Annotated in this window: 15 protein-coding genes and 1 riboswitch; of the genes, 8 read left to right on the plus strand and 7 right to left on the minus strand. The window is 70.5% G+C overall.

Annotated elements, in window-relative coordinates; genetic code table 11:
• Positions 1 to 86: 86 nt before the first annotated feature.
• From ACFCLZ_RS15510 to ACFCLZ_RS15530, 5 genes are all read left to right on the plus strand, one after another.
• Positions 87 to 2,093 (plus strand): glycosyltransferase family 2 protein, encoded by a 2,007-nt coding sequence (locus tag ACFCLZ_RS15510; RefSeq protein ID WP_380285473.1) that lies wholly within the window; start codon positions 87 to 89, stop codon positions 2,091 to 2,093.
• Positions 2,093 to 3,475, plus strand: coding sequence for a glycoside hydrolase family 26 protein (locus ACFCLZ_RS15515; RefSeq protein WP_380285474.1), 1,383 nt, complete (start codon positions 2,093 to 2,095; stop codon positions 3,473 to 3,475). Before ACFCLZ_RS15510 ends, ACFCLZ_RS15515 begins: the two co-directional genes overlap by 1 nt.
• A 97-nt stretch (positions 3,476 to 3,572) precedes the next feature.
• Positions 3,573 to 4,826 carry a ricin-type beta-trefoil lectin domain protein gene (locus tag ACFCLZ_RS15520; protein ID WP_380285475.1) on the plus strand — a complete coding sequence of 418 codons (1,254 nt, stop codon included), beginning with the start codon at positions 3,573 to 3,575 and terminating at the stop codon, positions 4,824 to 4,826.
• 82 nt (positions 4,827 to 4,908) lie between these two features.
• Positions 4,909 to 5,050: riboswitch (cobalamin riboswitch) on the plus strand.
• 183 nt (positions 5,051 to 5,233) lie between these two features.
• A complete protein-coding gene (locus ACFCLZ_RS15525) occupies positions 5,234 to 7,654 on the plus strand; it encodes a ribonucleoside-diphosphate reductase subunit alpha (protein ID WP_380286182.1) in 2,421 nt (806 codons plus the stop codon).
• Positions 7,654 to 8,670, plus strand: coding sequence for a ribonucleotide-diphosphate reductase subunit beta (locus ACFCLZ_RS15530; protein ID WP_380285476.1), 1,017 nt, complete (start codon positions 7,654 to 7,656; stop codon positions 8,668 to 8,670). Before ACFCLZ_RS15525 ends, ACFCLZ_RS15530 begins: the two co-directional genes overlap by 1 nt.
• A gap of 62 nt (positions 8,671 to 8,732) precedes the next feature.
• Here the strand turns inward: ACFCLZ_RS15530 and ACFCLZ_RS15535 are convergent, their stop codons facing one another.
• From ACFCLZ_RS15535 to ACFCLZ_RS15550, 4 genes are all read right to left on the minus strand, one after another.
• Entirely contained in the window at positions 8,733 to 8,936 is a 204-nt protein-coding gene (locus ACFCLZ_RS15535) for a DUF397 domain-containing protein (protein WP_380285477.1), read from the minus strand.
• 112 nt (positions 8,937 to 9,048) lie between these two features.
• Positions 9,049 to 9,270 (minus strand): DUF397 domain-containing protein, encoded by a 222-nt coding sequence (locus ACFCLZ_RS15540; RefSeq protein ID WP_380285478.1) that lies wholly within the window; start codon positions 9,268 to 9,270, stop codon positions 9,049 to 9,051.
• Positions 9,271 to 9,435: 165 nt separating this feature from the next.
• Positions 9,436 to 9,645 (minus strand): DUF397 domain-containing protein, encoded by a 210-nt coding sequence (locus ACFCLZ_RS15545; protein ID WP_380285479.1) that lies wholly within the window; start codon positions 9,643 to 9,645, stop codon positions 9,436 to 9,438.
• 29 nt (positions 9,646 to 9,674) lie between these two features.
• Positions 9,675 to 10,529: a helix-turn-helix domain-containing protein gene (locus tag ACFCLZ_RS15550; protein ID WP_376092012.1), complete on the minus strand. Its 855-nt coding sequence runs from the start codon at positions 10,527 to 10,529 to the stop codon at positions 9,675 to 9,677.
• A gap of 232 nt (positions 10,530 to 10,761) precedes the next feature.
• Here ACFCLZ_RS15550 and ACFCLZ_RS15555 point away from each other — a divergent pair, with 232 nt between their 5' ends.
• Both ACFCLZ_RS15555 and ACFCLZ_RS15560 read left to right on the plus strand, forming a co-directional pair.
• The gene (locus ACFCLZ_RS15555) at positions 10,762 to 11,193 is read left to right on the plus strand and encodes an ATP-binding protein (protein ID WP_380285480.1); all 432 of its coding nucleotides are present in this window, start codon (positions 10,762 to 10,764) and stop codon (positions 11,191 to 11,193) included.
• Positions 11,190 to 11,462, plus strand: a complete 273-nt coding sequence (locus ACFCLZ_RS15560; RefSeq protein WP_380285481.1) for a hypothetical protein — start codon at positions 11,190 to 11,192, stop codon at positions 11,460 to 11,462. The genes ACFCLZ_RS15555 and ACFCLZ_RS15560 overlap by 4 nt, the downstream gene beginning before the upstream one ends.
• Before the next feature lie 48 nt (positions 11,463 to 11,510).
• On the opposite strand, the gene ACFCLZ_RS15565 is transcribed toward ACFCLZ_RS15560, so the two are convergent.
• Positions 11,511 to 11,705 (minus strand): DUF397 domain-containing protein, encoded by a 195-nt coding sequence (locus tag ACFCLZ_RS15565; protein ID WP_380285482.1) that lies wholly within the window; start codon positions 11,703 to 11,705, stop codon positions 11,511 to 11,513.
• A 194-nt stretch (positions 11,706 to 11,899) separates the two neighbouring features.
• Between ACFCLZ_RS15565 and ACFCLZ_RS15570 the strand changes: the two genes are divergently transcribed.
• On the plus strand, positions 11,900 to 12,958 hold the full coding sequence (locus ACFCLZ_RS15570; RefSeq protein ID WP_380285483.1) for a ferritin-like protein: 1,059 nt from the start codon (positions 11,900 to 11,902) through the stop codon (positions 12,956 to 12,958).
• A gap of 19 nt (positions 12,959 to 12,977) precedes the next feature.
• On the opposite strand, the gene ACFCLZ_RS15575 is transcribed toward ACFCLZ_RS15570, so the two are convergent.
• Together ACFCLZ_RS15575 and ACFCLZ_RS15580 are read right to left on the minus strand one after the other, a co-directional pair.
• Positions 12,978 to 13,838 (minus strand): sugar ABC transporter permease, encoded by an 861-nt coding sequence (locus ACFCLZ_RS15575; RefSeq protein WP_380285484.1) that lies wholly within the window; start codon positions 13,836 to 13,838, stop codon positions 12,978 to 12,980.
• Positions 13,835 to 15,439, minus strand: a complete 1,605-nt coding sequence (locus ACFCLZ_RS15580; protein ID WP_380285485.1) for an ABC transporter permease subunit — start codon at positions 15,437 to 15,439, stop codon at positions 13,835 to 13,837. The genes ACFCLZ_RS15575 and ACFCLZ_RS15580 overlap by 4 nt, the downstream gene beginning before the upstream one ends.
• Positions 15,440 to 15,483 lie beyond the last annotated feature (44 nt).

Raw genomic sequence — 15,483 nt, forward strand, 5'->3', positions numbered from 1 at the left:
GCGGGCACCAGGAAACGCACAGGCCAGGACGAGGACGACAACAGCCGCCCGGGACAACGGGGCGGCCCACAACGGGGGACCGGCTGGTGGACGCCACCGAGGAACGGACGACGCACGCCGCCGGCCGGCGCGGACGAGGACGCCACAGCAGGCTCCTGCCCGAGGCCCCGCACGAGCGGCGTGCCACCCGCAGCCAGTCCCGCAACGCCTCGGCCCGGCGGGCCTACCTGGCCTGCGCCGACACCACCGGCCCGCTGGAGGACGGCGAGGGCGTCGAGACGGTCCGCTACCGCCCCACCTCCTCACTCGGCGTCAAGATCGTGCTGACGCTGCTGGTCGCCCTCAACGCGGTGGCCGGCCTGGTGTTCGTCGGCTGGCTGCTGCTGCCCTCGCACATACCCGGGCCGGGCGTCGGCTGGTCCCCCGACTGGCGGGTGAACGTCGCCCGGATCTGCTTCTGCGCCGTGGTGACCGTCGAGGTGGTGCGGCTGGTCCAGAACCTCGCGGTCTGGGTGTTCGCCTTCCGCGCCAAGGACCCGATCCCGGTCACCGCGCAGCCCGGCCTCAAGGTCGCGGTGCTCACCACGATCGTGCCGTCCAAGGAGCCGATCGAGATCGTCGAGCAGACCCTCGCGGCGATGCTGGAGATCGAGTACGACGGCGAGGTCGACGTCTGGATCCTCGACGAGGGCGACGACGACCGGGTCAAGGCCATGGCCGCCCGGCTTGGCGTGCACCACTTCAGCCGCAAGGGCCGCCCCGAGTACAACCAGGCCGAGGGCGAGTTCCGGGCCCGGACCAAGTCCGGCAACCACAACTCCTGGCGGGCCGAGCACGAGCACAAGTACGACGTGGTGGCCCAGATGGACCCGGACCACGTCCCCCTGCCGTGCTTCCTGGAGCGCACCCTCGGCTACTTCCGCGACCCCGACACCGCCTTCGTCGTCGCCCCCCAGGTGTACGGCAACATGTACGACAACTGGGTCGCGCACGGCGCCTCCGTGCAGCAGTACCTCTTCTCCGGCCTGGTCGAACGCGGCGGCAACGGCATGGACGCCCCGCTGCTGATCGGCACCAACCACCTCTACCGGCCCGCCGCCTGGCAGCAGATCGGCGGCTACCAGGACTCGATCATCGAGGACCACCTCACCAGCATGCGGGTGCAGGCCACCGAGAACCCGGCCACCGGCCGCCGCTGGAAGGGCGTCTACACCCCGGACGTGCTCGCCATCGGCGAGGGCCCGACCTCCTGGACCGACTACTTCAACCAGCAGAAGCGCTGGGCGTTCGGGATCTGGGAGATCCTGCTCAAGACCCGGCTGCGCAAGGGCATCCAGCTGCGGATGCGCCAGCGGGTGCTGTACGGGCTGGTGCAGTTCTACTACCCGAGCGCGGCCGCGACCACCGTGCTGGGCAGCCTCGCCACCGCCGTCTACCTGGCCTGCGGGATCACCTCGATCAAGCTCGACACCGTGCTCTGGACCTCGCTGTGGGGCGCCAGCATGGGCAGTTGGTTCCTGCTCTGGCTGTGGCTGCGGCGCTTCAACCTGGCCGCCCACGAACGGCGCGAGATCGGCATGGCCGGCATGGGCCTGGCCCTGTTCGCCGGGCCGGTGTACGTCGCCGCCGCCGTCGCCGCGCTGCTGCGCCGCCCGCTCGCCTACGCGGTGACCGCCAAGGGCGACCTGCGCAGCGCCGAGCGGCTGTCGACCTTCCGGCTGCACCTGCTCTGGGCCGTCGTCGCCGCCGGGCTGCTCGGCGCGAGCTTCACCCTGCACCACGGCATCTGGCTGCTCCGGTTCTGGGCCGGTCTCAGCATGTTCACCGGCATCGCGCCACCGGTCATCTCCTTCGTCAGCGCGCGCCGGATCGCCCGCGCCGAGCGACGGGCCGAGCGCCAGTCCGAGCACCGGGCCGCGACCCGACTGCCCGCCCCGCGCCGCCCGGACACCGCCGCGGACACCGCCGCGGCCACCGCGGGAACGCACGACACGGACGCGGGAACGGACGGCACCGGGGAGGCCCCCGGGCCGGAGCTGGCGGAACTGCTGGAGCCGGCCCCGGCCGGCGGCGGTCGGAAGGGCGGCCGCTGATGCTGCGGATCACCGTGCCCCGGATCGTCGGCCTGCTCGCGCTCGCGCTGATGGTCAGCTACACCTTCGTGCTGGCGCCGAAGTACAACGCCCGCAACGCGCCCGCCCCGTACGCCTTCGCCGGCGCCGCGCCGACCGCCATGCCGGACTGGCTGGTCGCCGCGCTGGCCGAGCAGGCCCCGACCGCCACCGGCACCACCCCGGCCCCGACCGCCACCGCGACCGACCCCTCCGGCGCGCCCGCCACCACCCCGGCCCCGGCCGAACCGGCGCCGGCCCAGTTCCCGGCGCCCGGCGGCGCCTTCATGGGCATCATGACCAAGGCCGGCCCCTACGACCTCGACCCGGTCGAGGAGTTCGCCACCGCCGTACAGCACCGCCCGAACGTGCTGGAGTTCTCCGTCGGATGGTGGGACAAGCAGTTCGACCGCCGGATCTTCGACACCGTGGCCGAGCGCGGCATCATGCCGATGGTCGCCTGGGAGCCCTGGGACTTCCACAAGGAGTCCAAGGTCGACAAGCTCCGCGGCGAGCAGCCCGACTACGCGCTGAGCCGCATCGTCGGCGGCGAGTTCGACGGCTACATCAAGCAGTGGGCGGAGGGGGTCAAGAACCTCGGCTACCCGATCGCGCTGCGCTTCGCCCACGAGATGAACGGCTACTGGTACCCGTGGGCCGAGCAGGCCAACGGCAACCGCCGCGGCCAGTACGTCCAGGCCTGGAAGCACGTCCACGACCTCTTCCGGCAGGTCGGCGCCGACAAGGTGGTCTGGGTGTGGAGCCCGAACATCGACTACGAGAACGCCACCCCGCTGGACTCGCTCTACCCCGGTGACGACTACGTCGACTGGATCGGCCTGTCCGGCTACTACGGCACCGTCGGCCTGGAGAAGTACGCCTCGTTCGACCAGATCTTCGAGCCGACGCTGCGCAAGCTCCGGGCCTTCAGCCAGAAACCGGTGGTCATCACCGAGACCGCCGCCACCGACAGCTCCGGCCAGAAGGCCCGCTGGATCACCGAGATGTTCACCCAGCTCCCCCAGCACCCCGACATCATCGGCCTGATCTGGTACGAGGCCGTCAAGGAGGTCGACTGGCGGGTCACCGCGTCCGACGCGGCCAGCGCGGCGTACGCCGCCGGGGTCTCCGCGCCGCGGTACGCCGGGCAGTGGACCGTCCACACGCAGCCGCTCCGGGCGGCCCCGCCGACGGCCCCGCCGTCCGCTCCGCCCGCGCCGTCCGGCTCGCCCGCGCCGTCGCCCTCGCCGAGCGCGAAGCCCACCACCGGATCCACCGGCACCAAGCCGTCCGGCTCGGCCGGCCCGGGGAAGAAGCCGACCTCCACCAAACCCCGGACGACTCCGCCGGCCGACGCCGGATAGCCTCGACCGACCGCGGGCCCACCGGCCCGCCGAACGCCGCCGGAAGCCCCGGACGGCCCGCACACCGAACACCGGTACCCGTCGGGAGGCGACGACCATGGCCCGCCCGTTCCTGCCCGGCCCCGGGCGCCCCCGTCCGCGCGCCTGGTGGTGGCTCGCCCCCGCCGCCCTCCTGGTGCTCTGTCTGTGCGCCGTGCTGATCCCGCGCGAAGGCTCCCCGTCGACCGCGGCCGTCGCCCCGCCGCCCCCGCCGCCCCTGAGCTCGGCCGAGCCCGGCGAACTGTGCTCCACCGCGCAGAACCGCTACCCCTCGCAGCCGGTGGACTCGGGGCGGTACATCATCAACCCCAACGAGTGGAACGCCACCGGCGGCCTGTGCATCCGCGGCGGCGCCGACAGCGCCGCCTTCACCGTCACCCGCAGCGCGGTCGCCCGCGGCAACCTCACCGACCCGGCCCGCGGCCCCGGCGCCTACCCGCACATCAGCACCCCGGTCGGCGGCGACGGCGTCAGCCCGCTGCCCGTCGCCGTCGACAACCTGCGGTACGCCACCAGCAGCTGGCGCACCACCCAGGTCGACGGCGGCATCTGGAACGCCTCCTACGACCTCTGGTACAGCACCACCCGGGGCAGCTGCTCCTTCACCGAGAGCGCCGAGGTGATGGTCTGGCTGCGCGGCAACGGCACCTCGCCGTTCGGCAAGCAGTCCGGCGAGCTGCGCACCGGCGGTCAGTCCTACCGGGTGTACGAGGCGCCGAAGAAGAGCAGCCACACCCTGATCACCTACGAGTCGGCCTCCGCCACCAATGTCGTCACCGACCTCGACCTGCGCGCCTTCACCCGCGACGCGGTCCAGCGCGGCTACGTCCCGGCCGGCTCCTACCTGTGCGCCGTCCAGGCCGGCTTCGAGATCTGGGAGGGCGGCGCGGGCCTCACCACCGACGCGTTCTCCTTCGACGTCGCCGCGGGCCGCCCCAGCGGCGCGATCACCTCCGCGGTGCCCGGCTACTGCCTGGACAGCCGGGTCGCCGGCGATCCGGCCGCGGTCGGCGCCGCCACCTGCGACGGCTCCCCGGCCCAGACCTGGACCATGGGCGAGGACGGCTCCGTCGGCCAGGCCGGACGCTGCCTGGAGGACCCGGACATCGGCTTCCCGGTCCTGACCGGCTGCACCCGCCGGCCCGACCAGCGCTGGCGCGCCACCGACACCGGGCAGCTGCGGAACGAGGGCACCGGGAAGTGCGCGGAGAATCCCGCCACGGGGCCCACCGGCATCGGCACGGACTCCCCGCAGGTGCGGATGCGGCTGTGCGCCGCACGCCCCGCGCAGGAGTGGCACGCGCCCGTCTGACGGGCGCCCGAGGCCCCGGCAGCTTATCGCACCCGACCCCCGACACGCAGCCTCGCGACACTACATGTGGGGCTTCGTCTGACGGACGCCACTAGATGTATGCTCACTCCTGCTGTCGACGCAGGGGAACCCGGTGCGATTCCGGGACTGCCCCGCAGCGGTGTGCGGCCGCCTCCCCAGGTGTGCCGCGAGTCCGAGGACCTGCCGACGGCGTGCCGAAGCCTCCCCGCAGGGGCCATGGCACCAGCACAACCTTCCGGGCCTCGCGGGCGGGCCGGGGACGACACACGCGCGACGCCTCCGGGCCCGCGCGGCGTTCTCCCCTGCCCCGAACGGCCCGGCACCCGAGCCACCGCCGTCGACCGCCGCCAGGAGAGAGCGCCTTGACCACCGCTGCCTCAGCCACCCTGCCCGCCCAGGGTTCCAGCTCCGCCCCCGCCGACCCGACGGTCTCCGACCCCGGCGGTTCGCTCCTGCGCCTCCTGACCGACCGCAGCGCCGACCTCCCCCAGGTCGACCCCGGCCATGTCGCCGCCGCCGCGCTCCGCGGCCGCCACGCCGGCTCGGACTTCGCCGAGCTGCGCGGGCTGGCCGTCGACGCCGCCGCGTCGATGATTGCCGAGGACCCCCAGTACTCCAAGCTCGCGGCCCGGCTGCTCGCGCTGGAGATCGTGGACGAGGCGGCGAGCCAGGGCGTGGTCTCGTTCTCCACCTCGATCGCGGTCGGCCACGACGAAGGCCTCATCGGCGACACCACCGCCGCCTTCGTCGCCAAGCACACCGCCGCCCTGGACGCCCTGGTCGACCCCAGCGGCGACGACCGCTTCGAGTACTTCGGCCTGCGCACCGTGCAGTCCCGGTACCTGCTGCGCCACCCGATCACCCGCAAGGTCGTCGAGACCCCGCAGTACTTCCTGCTCCGCGTCGCCTGTGGCCTGGCGGTCGGCGACAACGAGCAGTCCGTCGCGGAGGTCGCCGAGCTGTACCGCCTGATGAGCCGGCTGGAGTACCTGACCTCCTCGCCGACCCTCTTCAACTCCGGCACCCGGCACCCCCAGATGTCCAGCTGCTACCTGCTGGACTCCCCGCTGGACAACCTGGACTCGATCTACTCGCGCTACGCGCAGATCGCCCGGCTGTCCAAGCACGCCGGCGGCATCGGCCTGTCCTACTCCCGGATCCGCTCGCGCGGCTCGCTGATCCGCGGCACCAACGGCAAGTCCAACGGCATCGTGCCGTTCCTGCGCACCCTCGACTCCTCGGTCGCCGCCGTCAACCAGGGCGGCCGCCGCAAGGGCGCGGCCTGCGTCTACCTGGAGACCTGGCACGCGGACATCGAGGAGTTCCTGGAGCTGCGCGACAACACCGGTGAGGAGGCGCGCCGCACCCACAACCTCAACCTGGCGCACTGGATCCCGGACGAGTTCATGCGCCGGGTCAACGCCAACGCGGACTGGTCGCTGTTCTCCCCCGCCGACGTCCCCGAGCTGGTCGACCTGTGGGGCGAGGAGTTCGACGAGGCCTACCGCAAGGCCGAGCTGGCCGGCAAGGCCGTGCGCACCATCCCCGCGCAGACCCTCTACGCCCGGATGATGCGCACCCTGGCGCAGACCGGCAACGGCTGGATGACCTTCAAGGACGCCTCCAACCGCGCCGCCAACCAGACCGCGCTGCCGGGCCGCACGGTGCACAGCTCCAACCTCTGCACCGAGATCCTGGAGGTCACGGACGACTCCGAGACCGCCGTCTGCAACCTCGGCTCGGTCAACCTCGGCGCCCACGTCGCCGACGGCGCCACCGCCGCCGACCTGCTGAACGCGCTGGACTGGGAGCGCCTGGACGCCACCGTCCGCACCGCCGTCACCTTCCTCGACCGCGTGGTGGACATCAACTTCTACCCGACCCCCGAGGCCGGCGCCTCCAACTCCCGCTGGCGCCCGGTGGGCCTCGGCGTGATGGGCCTCCAGGACGTCTTCTTCAAGCTGCGGATCGACTTCGACTCCGCCGAGGCCGCGCGGCTGTCCACGCTGATCGCCGAGCGCATCATGCTCACCGCCTACGAGCGCTCCGCCGACCTGGCCGAGCAGCTCGGCCGCCACGAGGCCTACGGCGAGACCCGCGCCGCCCGCGGCGAGCTGCACATCGACCACTTCCCGACGGCCGCGCCGGAGTGGGCCGACCGCTGGGCCGCGCTGCGCACCCGCATCGCCACCACCGGCCTGCGCAACTCGCTGCTGCTCGCGATCGCCCCGACCGCGACCATCGCGTCCATCGCCGGCGTGTACGAGTGCATCGAGCCGCAGGTGTCCAACCTGTTCAAGCGCGAGACCCTGAGCGGTGAGTTCCTCCAGGTCAACCCCTACCTGGTGCGCGACCTCAAGGAGCTGGGCGTCTGGGACCAGCAGACCCGCGACGCGCTGCGCGACGCCAACGGCTCCGTGCAGGAGCTCGGCTGGCTGCCCGCCGAGATCCGCTCGCTGTACCGCACCGCCTGGGAGCTGCCGCAGCGCGCGCTGATCGACCTGGCCGCGGCCCGCATGCCGTACATCGACCAGAGCCAGTCGCTGAACCTGTTCATGGCCGCGCCGACCATCGGCAAGCTCAGCTCGATGTACGCCTACGCGTGGAAGGTCGGTCTGAAGACCACCTACTACCTGCGCTCGCGCCCGGCCACCCGGATCGCCCAGGCCGCGTCCGGCACCGCCCGCGCCGCCGCGCCGGTGCCCGCCAACACGATCCCGGTCGGCACCCCGACCCTCACCCCGGAGGAAGAGGCCGCGCTGGCCTGCTCCCTGGAGAACCCCGAGTCCTGCGAGGCCTGCCAGTAATGTCCGACGACCGCGAGAAGATGCTGCTCGACCCCGGCTTCGAGCTGACGCTGCGCCCGATGCGCTACCCGTCGTTCTACGACCGGTACCGCGACGCCATCAAGAACACCTGGACGGTGGAGGAGGTGGACCTTCACTCGGACGTCGCCGACCTGGCGAAGCTGAGCGAGGGCGAGCGGCACATGATCGGCCGGCTGGTCGCGTTCTTCGCGACCGGTGACTCGATCGTCGCGAACAACGTGGTGTTGAGCCTCTACAAGCACATCAACTCCCCGGAGGCGCGGCTCTACCTGTCGCGTCAGCTGTTCGAGGAGGCCGTCCATGTGCAGTTCTACCTGACGCTGCTGGACACCTACCTGCCCGACCCCGAGGACCGCAACGCGGCCTTCGCCGCGGTGGAGAACATCCCCTCCATCCACCAGAAGGCCCAGTTCTGCTTCAAGTACATGAACGCGGTCGACCACATCGACTCGCTGCAGACCAAGGAAGACCGGCGGGCCTTCCTGCTGAACCTGATCTGCTTCGCGGCGTGCGTCGAGGGCCTGTTCTTCTACGGCGCGTTCGCCTACGTGTACTGGTTCCGGAGCCGGGGCCTGCTGCACGGCCTGGCGACCGGCACCAACTGGGTGTTCCGCGACGAGTCCATGCACATGGACTTCGCGTTCTCGGTGGTGGACACCGTCCGCGAGGAGGAGCCCGACCTCTTTGATGAGGAGATGGCGAAGCAGGTCACGGAGATGCTGGAGGAGGCCGTCGAGGCCGAGCTCCAGTTCGCCCAGGACCTGTGCGGTGACGGCCTGCCCGGCATGAACACCGAGTCGATGCGGGAGTACCTCCAGGCCGTCGCCGACCAGCGCCTCGCCCGCCTCGGCCTGCCGATCCGGTACGGCTCGACGAACCCGTTCGGCTTCATGGAGCTGCAGAACGTCCAGGAGCTGACCAACTTCTTCGAGCGCCGGGTGTCGGCCTACCAGGTCGCCGTCGAGGGCTCGGTCTCCTTCGACGACGACTTCTAGGAACAGAAGACGACAAAGAGGTGCCCCGCACGGCCACAGCCGCGCGGGGCACCTCTGTTTCTTCAGCCGGTCGGAAACTCCCCACCCTTGACCCCGGCCACGAAGGACACCCAGGCATCAACCGCGAACAGCAACGCCGGCCCACCCGGATCCTTCGAGTCCCGCACCGGCACAGCATCGGCCGCGCCGAGCGCCACCTCGACGCACTCACTCTGCGCACCTGAATACGAAGACTTGCGCCACTCACCTGGCGAGAACTCGCTCACGATCGAGACCTCCTCACTCGCGATGCGCTCGACAAGCGCGATCGACTTGAAGACTTCGCCTAGCTCCTCGTCTTGCAGAGGTGCCCCGCCCGCGCGGGGCACCTCTGTTGGCTCAGTTCTCTGGAAACTCCCCACCCTTGACCCCGGCCACGAAGGACGCCCACGCCTCAGCATCGAACAGCACCACTGGCCCGGCAGGGTCCTTCGAGTCCCGCACCGGCACAGCATCGGCCACACCGAACGCCACCTCAACACAGTTGCTCTGAGCCCCTGAGTATGAGGATTTTCGCCAGACCAGGCCAGCCGCAGCCGGGCCCAGGAGAGCGTCAATCATCGCTGTGCTTTCCCTTCGCGATGCGCTTGATGAGCGTGGTTCTTCGCCCTGCCTCAGCGTTCACGCTGAGGCAGGGCGATCCCGTCTTCGACAACACCCTCTACCAATGAGGCCAGAAGTGGAGGTGCCCCACGTGGCTGTGGCCACGTGGGGCACTCTCTCGTTTCAGCCGCTCGGAAACTCCCCGCCCTTGACCCCGGCCAAGAAGGCCAACCAGGCATCAGCCGCGAACAGCAGCATGGGCCCACCGGGATCCTTCGAGTCACGAACAGCCATCCCAGCCGATGCGAGGCGGCCAGTCTCCACGCAATCGTTCGCCTGAGCGCTGTAGCTGCTCTTGCACCAGTTTCGAACAGCGACTTCCGGTACGGTCATTGCGCTCACACCTCTGTCTGGTCTTGTGCTCACATCTCCGTCGCGATTGCGGAGATCATATCCAGCGAGTTCGCAGGGTTCAGGGCTGATGAGCGGAGGTACTCGAAGACCAGCCCATAGCCGTCCAGCTCTGCTTGCTGCTCCATGTAGTGGCTGCTTGTCAGCGTCTCCAGGAAGACCGCCCCAGGGTTCGGGGAGTCGGTAAACCCGAACATCACGAATGCTCCGCAAGCGCCAGCCGTGGCTCCGACCTCCATTGGAACAACCTGCAAGGTGATGTTCGGAAGCTGGGCGACCTCGGCGAGATACTCCAGCTGCGCTCGCTGGATACCCCTGCCTCCGACAGGGCACCTGAGCGCCGGCTCCCAGATGATCGCCCAGAATCTGGCCGGGTCTGCCCTGGAGAGAACCTCCTTCCGCTCCATCCGAATCTCAACAAGCTGATCGATGCGCTCTGGACGGACGGCAGCCGGATTGGCTTCCAGCACTGCGCGGGCGTAGTGCTCGGTCTGCAACAGGCCCGGCACCACCATGGATTGCCACGTGCGAATGTACCGGGCGTCCCCTTCGAGCCCCAAGAAGTCCGCATAGGCTGGCGGGATCGTATCGCCGTAATCGTGCCACCAACCGCGCTTCTTGCTCTCCCTGGACAACTTCTCAAGAGCTTCACGCTCTCCCCCGGCCACCCCGTACAGGTCCAGCAAGATCCCGAGATCCAGCCGACGAACCCCGGATGCCCCGGTCTCTATGCGGCTGATCTTGGCGCGGGAGCAGGCAAGGGCCTGCGCCGCATCGTCGGTTCCCTTGCCGACGGCTTCGCGTAAACGGCGAAGCTCCGATCCAAGTCGGCGGGCACGGACCGTCGGCCTCGGTTCATCAGCCATGCGCAAGTCCTCTCCCTGGCGAGCCTCAGTCTGCCTTGTGACGATTCGTCAATCCAGCGTAGCCAGAACTGCATCATTGCAGCTGTTCCGCTTGCAGGTTGCACCAGAACGAGTGCATGCTACCTACAGTTGTGAGCTGCGCCACAGAGAGTGATCTCGGCAGGCTCGCCACCGGGCATCCCCATGCCTGCTTCAGCTGCCGTCACCCAGACCGACCAGAGGTGGCTCCGCCATGCCTGAAACCGTCTCCCCCACCCCCATCGAGCGGACCTGCTGGCTGCCCCGGCACCGCAAGTCGCCCCGCCTCGCCCGCCAGGAGCTCCGCTCCTTCCTCCTCCCCCTCCCCTCCGGCGAACTCCTCCTCCCCAGCGGCGAGCTGCTGGTCAGTGAGCTCGTCACCAACGCCGTCCAGCACGCCCGCACGCCGCGCGACCGGCTGATCTACGTCCGCTTCCACCTCTCCCCCGGCCTCACCCTCCGGATCGAAGTGCACGACGCGGACAACGAGAAGCCCGCCCTCCGCGCCGCCTCCGACTCCGAGGAGGCCGGCCGGGGCCTGCTCCTCGTCCGCGAGTTGGCGTCCCAGTGGGGCTGCTGCCCGCGCATCGGCGGCGTCGGCAAGTTCGTCTGGTGCCACCTCTCCCCCGACCCGGCCGCCGCGTGAGCGTCGTCCGGGCCGGGATTTCGGGCATCATGCTGCCCACCGTCTTCCCGAGCCTCGACCACGCGCTGCCCATCCTCTGGGAGCGCGTCCGCCCGCTCCCGATCCGCGCGGCCCACCGCGACTTCATCCGCATCTGCATCGGCCCGGGCGGCGGCGACGGCATCGCCCGCTGCCTCGCCCGGGGCGGCCTCTGGAGCGTCACCCTCTACGTCGGCGAACTCACCAGCTGGACCGCCCACCCGATCACCATCACCACCCACCGGCCCTGACCTCCCTGCCCCGCACGGCCACAGCCGTGCAGGGCACCACAAAGAGGTTCAGCCGCTCGGAAACTCCCCGCCCTTGACCCCGGCCAGGAACGAAGCCCAGGCATCGGCCCCGAAGGCCAGCACCGGCCCACCCGGGTCCTTCGAGTCACGGACCGCCATTCCGCCTGACACCGGCCGCCTCGTCTCAACACACTCGTTGGCCTGTGCGCTGTAGGTGCTCTTGCACCAGCCGACTTCTCTCATCACGACTCACCGTCCCCTGCCCAGAGTTCAGAGCTCCCGCGATCCACCGGTCTTGTTATCCCCAGCCCCCGCCCGGCGTTCACGCCGGGCGGGGGCTGTCCGGATGAACTCGGGGGGTGCACCGGCGGGCTGTGACCGCATGCGATCCGTTCCGAACTACGGTCCGGCCACGAGCGATCGAAAGGGGACGCGTTATGGCCACCGGGGTTCTGGACTACGAGAGCGACGCGATCGTCCAGCTGATGAACATCGCCGAGGACGACTGGACCGAGCAGGAGCTCAAGGACGCCCTCCAGCGGGCCATCATGCTGGAGCTCTCCACCATCCCGCCCTACGCCACCGCGCTGTGGTCGATCACCGACCCGGACAACAGCAAGCCGGTCCGGCACACCATCCGCGAGATCGTCTTCGACGAGATGTCGCACTTCGGGCTGGTCTGCAACATGCTCACCAGCATCGGCGGCACGGTCGTCCTCACCGACCCGCTCACCGTCCCCAAGTACCCCGGGGAGCTGCCCGGCGGCGTCAACCCCGGGCTTGAGGTGTTCCTCAGCGGGCTGACCAGGGACTCCGCCGCGCTGTTCGCCGCCATCGAGAAGCCCGAGTTCCCGCTCGGCTTCGCCGCGGACGGCAACACCATCGGCGCCTTCTACCAGCGGATCGCCGACGTCTTCCCCAAGTTCGCCCACCTGCTCACCGGCCGGCAGCAGGTGAGCTTCCCGCTCGGGTCGAGCCACGGGGCCGGCAACGACATCGTCCCGATGAACGCCCTCGGCGACGTCCTGGCCGCCATCCACGTCATCCAGGCCCAGGGCGAGGGCACCACCGCCTCCCCGGAGAACCCCTTCCCCGGTGCTCCGGGCGAACTCGCCCACTACTACGCGTTCAAGGAGATCGCCGTCGGCAAGAAGTTCGTCCGCGACGAGCAGACGGGGAAGTTCGACTTCATCGGCGCCGACGTGCCGCTGCCGGACACCTTCCCGGTCGGCCGGGTCCCCCGGGGCGGCTGGGCCGACTCCCCCGGCAACGAGCCCGACGCGACCACCGCCGACCACCTGCGCACCTTCAACCAGCAGTACAGCGACATGCTGCGCGCCCTGGAGGCCGCGTGGGGGCCCGGCGGGGCGGACATCTTTCCGGCGATCGGCCTGATGGGCGACCTGCGCCGGACCGCCCAGAAAATCAACAGCATCAAGCTGCCCGTCGACCCCCGTTTCACCTACGGCCCGGAGTGGCTGTTCGTCACCTCCTGAGCCGCGGGCCGCCGTCGGCTCAGCCCTTGACCGAGCCGGCGGTGAGCCCCTGGGCGAGGTAGCGCTGGAGGAACTGATAGACCACGATCACCGGCAGCGAGGTCACCAGCGCCCCGGCCGCGAAGAGGCCGTAATTCTGGTCCTGCTGGCCGGAGATGATCCCGTAGAGGCCGACCGCCACCGTCTTGGACTCGTTGGAGGTCAGGAAGATGCCGGCCAGGATGACGTCGTTGAGCGCGGTGGTCAGCGAGAGGATCGCGACCACCACCAGCATCGGTGCGGCGAGCGGCAGGATGATCCGGAAGAAGATCTGCGCGTGCCCGGCCCCGTCCACCTTGGCGGCCTCGTCGATCTCCTTCGGGATGGTGTCCAGGTACCCCTTCATCAGCCAGGTGTTCACGCCCATCGCCCCGCCGAGGTAGACCAGGAGCAGCCCCCAGGGCGTGTCCAGGCCGATCGCCGGCAGCACGTCGCCGATCCCGGCGAACAGCAGGTAGAGCGAGACGACCGCGAGGAACTGCGGGAACATCTGCGCCAGCAGGACGGTGAGCAGCCCCACCCGCCGGCCCCGGAAGCGGAACCGGGAGAACGCGTACGCCGAGCAGACCCCGAGCAGCACGTTGAGGACGGCGAAACTGCCGCAGATCAGCGCCGTGTTGGCCAGCCACCGCCCGAACGGGTACTGCTCGTCGGTGAACAGCGCGGTGAAGTTGGCGAACGAGGCGTGCTCGGGCAGCAGCGTGGAGGACTGCAGGGTGCCGAGCGGGTTGAGCGCGGCGGAGAACACGAACAGCAGGGGGAGGAGCGCGAAGCAGACGGCGAGGACGGCGACCAGGTGCCGCCAGCCGAACCGGCGCAGCCATCGGGCGGTGGTGGTCATGCGTTCAGCTCCTCGAGGGCCCGGGTGCGGCGGAAGCCGACCAGGGTGATCAGGCCGACCAGCAGGAAGATGAAGATCGACAGGGCGGCGGCGAAGCCGTACTGGGCGCCCTGCCCGCCGAAGGCCACCCGGTAGGTGTAGCTGATCAGGATGTCGGTGGAGCCGGCCGTACCGCCGGCGCCGTCGAACGGTCCTCCGCCGGTGAGCAGTTGGACGGCGTTGAAGTTGTTGAAGTTGAAGGCGAAGGAGGAGATCAGCACCGGCGAGGCGGCCACCAGCAGCAGCGGGAAGGTGACCGCCCGGAAGGCCGTCCACGGCCCGGCGCCGTCGATCCGCGCGGACTCGTTCAGTTCGGCGGGCATCGACTGGAGCACCCCGGTGCAGATCAGCAGCATGTTGGGGAAGCCGAGCCACAGGCTGGTCAGGACGACCGCGAAGCGCGCGCTCCAGGTGTCGCCGAGCCAGTCGATCCGGGTGTGCAGCAGTTGGTTGAGCAGCCCGAAGTCCCGGTTGTACATGCTCTGCCAGATCAGGATGCCGATGAACGCGGGCATCGCGTACGGCAGTAGCAGCAGTGAGCGGTAGAGCCGCTGCCCGCGCAGCCGCGGGTGGTGCAGGGTGAAGGCGAGGCCGAGGCCGAGCGCGAAGGAGGCGCCGGTGGAGAGCGCGGCGAAGCCGAAGGTCCAGGCGAGCACGCCGAGGAAGGGGCCGCGGACGGCCGGGCTGGTGAGCACGGCGGTGAAGTTGGTGAAGCCGACGGTGCGGTGCCAGCCGGTGGGCAGGGTCCGCCCGGAGCCGTCGGTGGCGGTGAAACGGCCGCCCCCGGAGCGGTAGACGGTGCCGGTGCGGGTGTCGGTGAGGGTGTCGGCCCGGGCGTCGTACGCCAGGGTGGGCCGGGCGGTGGTGGCCGAGGAGAGTCCCTGGCCGACCACGAAGCCGCCGTCCACCGGGACCCGCAGCTCCTTCAGCTCCTGGGCCCGCCCGTTGACCTGGCCCAGGGTGAGGATCCGCAGGCCCGGCGCGGCGGTCACCCGGCCGTCGGGGGCGGTCACCGTGCCGGCCGGGGCGGGGGCCAGGCCGCGCGCGGTGCCGGCCTCGGTCCGGCCGGTCGCCGGGTCGGTGAGCAGCAGGACGAGCGGGCCGCCGGCCGGGTCGGCGGCGACGGTGAGCGTGTACGAGGCGCCGTCGGGGACGGCTTCCACGGAGTTGTCGACCAGGGTGCGGACGGCCTGCTCCTTGGTGAGCAGGTGCCCGTCGCCGTAGTCGGTGAAGGAGACCGCGACGATGTGGAGCACGGGGTAGACCACGAAGGCCAGGAAGAGCACGGTGGCCGGCAGCAGGTACTTGGCGGCGAGCCGGCGCGGCGAGAGGTAGACCCAGAAGGTCGCCCCGGTCCCCGCGGCGAGGACGCCGAGGGCGGCCCAGTGGCCGGCCTGGTAGAGCTTGGGCGCGGCGAAGAGGGCGAGCGCGGTGACGCCGGACAACAGGATGATCTTCACCAGCTGCGCGGTCACGGCGCCGGCCCGGCGGGGCGGGGGTTCGGGGGCGCCGGCAGAGGGGCGGGCCGGGCTCCTGCTGTCCTGAAGGGTGGGGGAGGTCATGGGGATGGTCCCTGGTCCGTCCGGGAGGGGCGCGGGGCGCCGGG

This window comes from Kitasatospora purpeofusca, assembly GCF_042691725.1.
In the GTDB taxonomy this organism is placed as follows: Bacteria; Actinomycetota; Actinomycetes; order Streptomycetales; family Streptomycetaceae; genus Kitasatospora; species Kitasatospora purpeofusca_B.

Coding starts and splice junctions, on each gene's coding strand:
- ACFCLZ_RS15515 (WP_380285474.1), top strand. CDS start 2,093: ATGCTGCGGATCACCGTGCCCCGGATCGTCGGCCTGCTCGCGCTCGCG.
- ACFCLZ_RS15520 (WP_380285475.1), top strand. CDS start 3,573: ATGGCCCGCCCGTTCCTGCCCGGCCCCGGGCGCCCCCGTCCGCGCGCC.
- ACFCLZ_RS15530 (WP_380285476.1), top strand. CDS start 7,654: ATGTCCGACGACCGCGAGAAGATGCTGCTCGACCCCGGCTTCGAGCTG.
- ACFCLZ_RS15540 (WP_380285478.1), bottom strand. CDS start 9,270: ATGATTGACGCTCTCCTGGGCCCGGCTGCGGCTGGCCTGGTCTGGCGA.
- ACFCLZ_RS15545 (WP_380285479.1), bottom strand. CDS start 9,645: ATGACCGTACCGGAAGTCGCTGTTCGAAACTGGTGCAAGAGCAGCTAC.
- ACFCLZ_RS15550 (WP_376092012.1), bottom strand. CDS start 10,529: ATGGCTGATGAACCGAGGCCGACGGTCCGTGCCCGCCGACTTGGATCG.
- ACFCLZ_RS15555 (WP_380285480.1), top strand. CDS start 10,762: ATGCCTGAAACCGTCTCCCCCACCCCCATCGAGCGGACCTGCTGGCTG.
- ACFCLZ_RS15565 (WP_380285482.1), bottom strand. CDS start 11,705: ATGAGAGAAGTCGGCTGGTGCAAGAGCACCTACAGCGCACAGGCCAAC.
- ACFCLZ_RS15570 (WP_380285483.1), top strand. CDS start 11,900: ATGGCCACCGGGGTTCTGGACTACGAGAGCGACGCGATCGTCCAGCTG.
- ACFCLZ_RS15575 (WP_380285484.1), bottom strand. CDS start 13,838: ATGACCACCACCGCCCGATGGCTGCGCCGGTTCGGCTGGCGGCACCTG.
- ACFCLZ_RS15580 (WP_380285485.1), bottom strand. CDS start 15,439: ATGACCTCCCCCACCCTTCAGGACAGCAGGAGCCCGGCCCGCCCCTCT.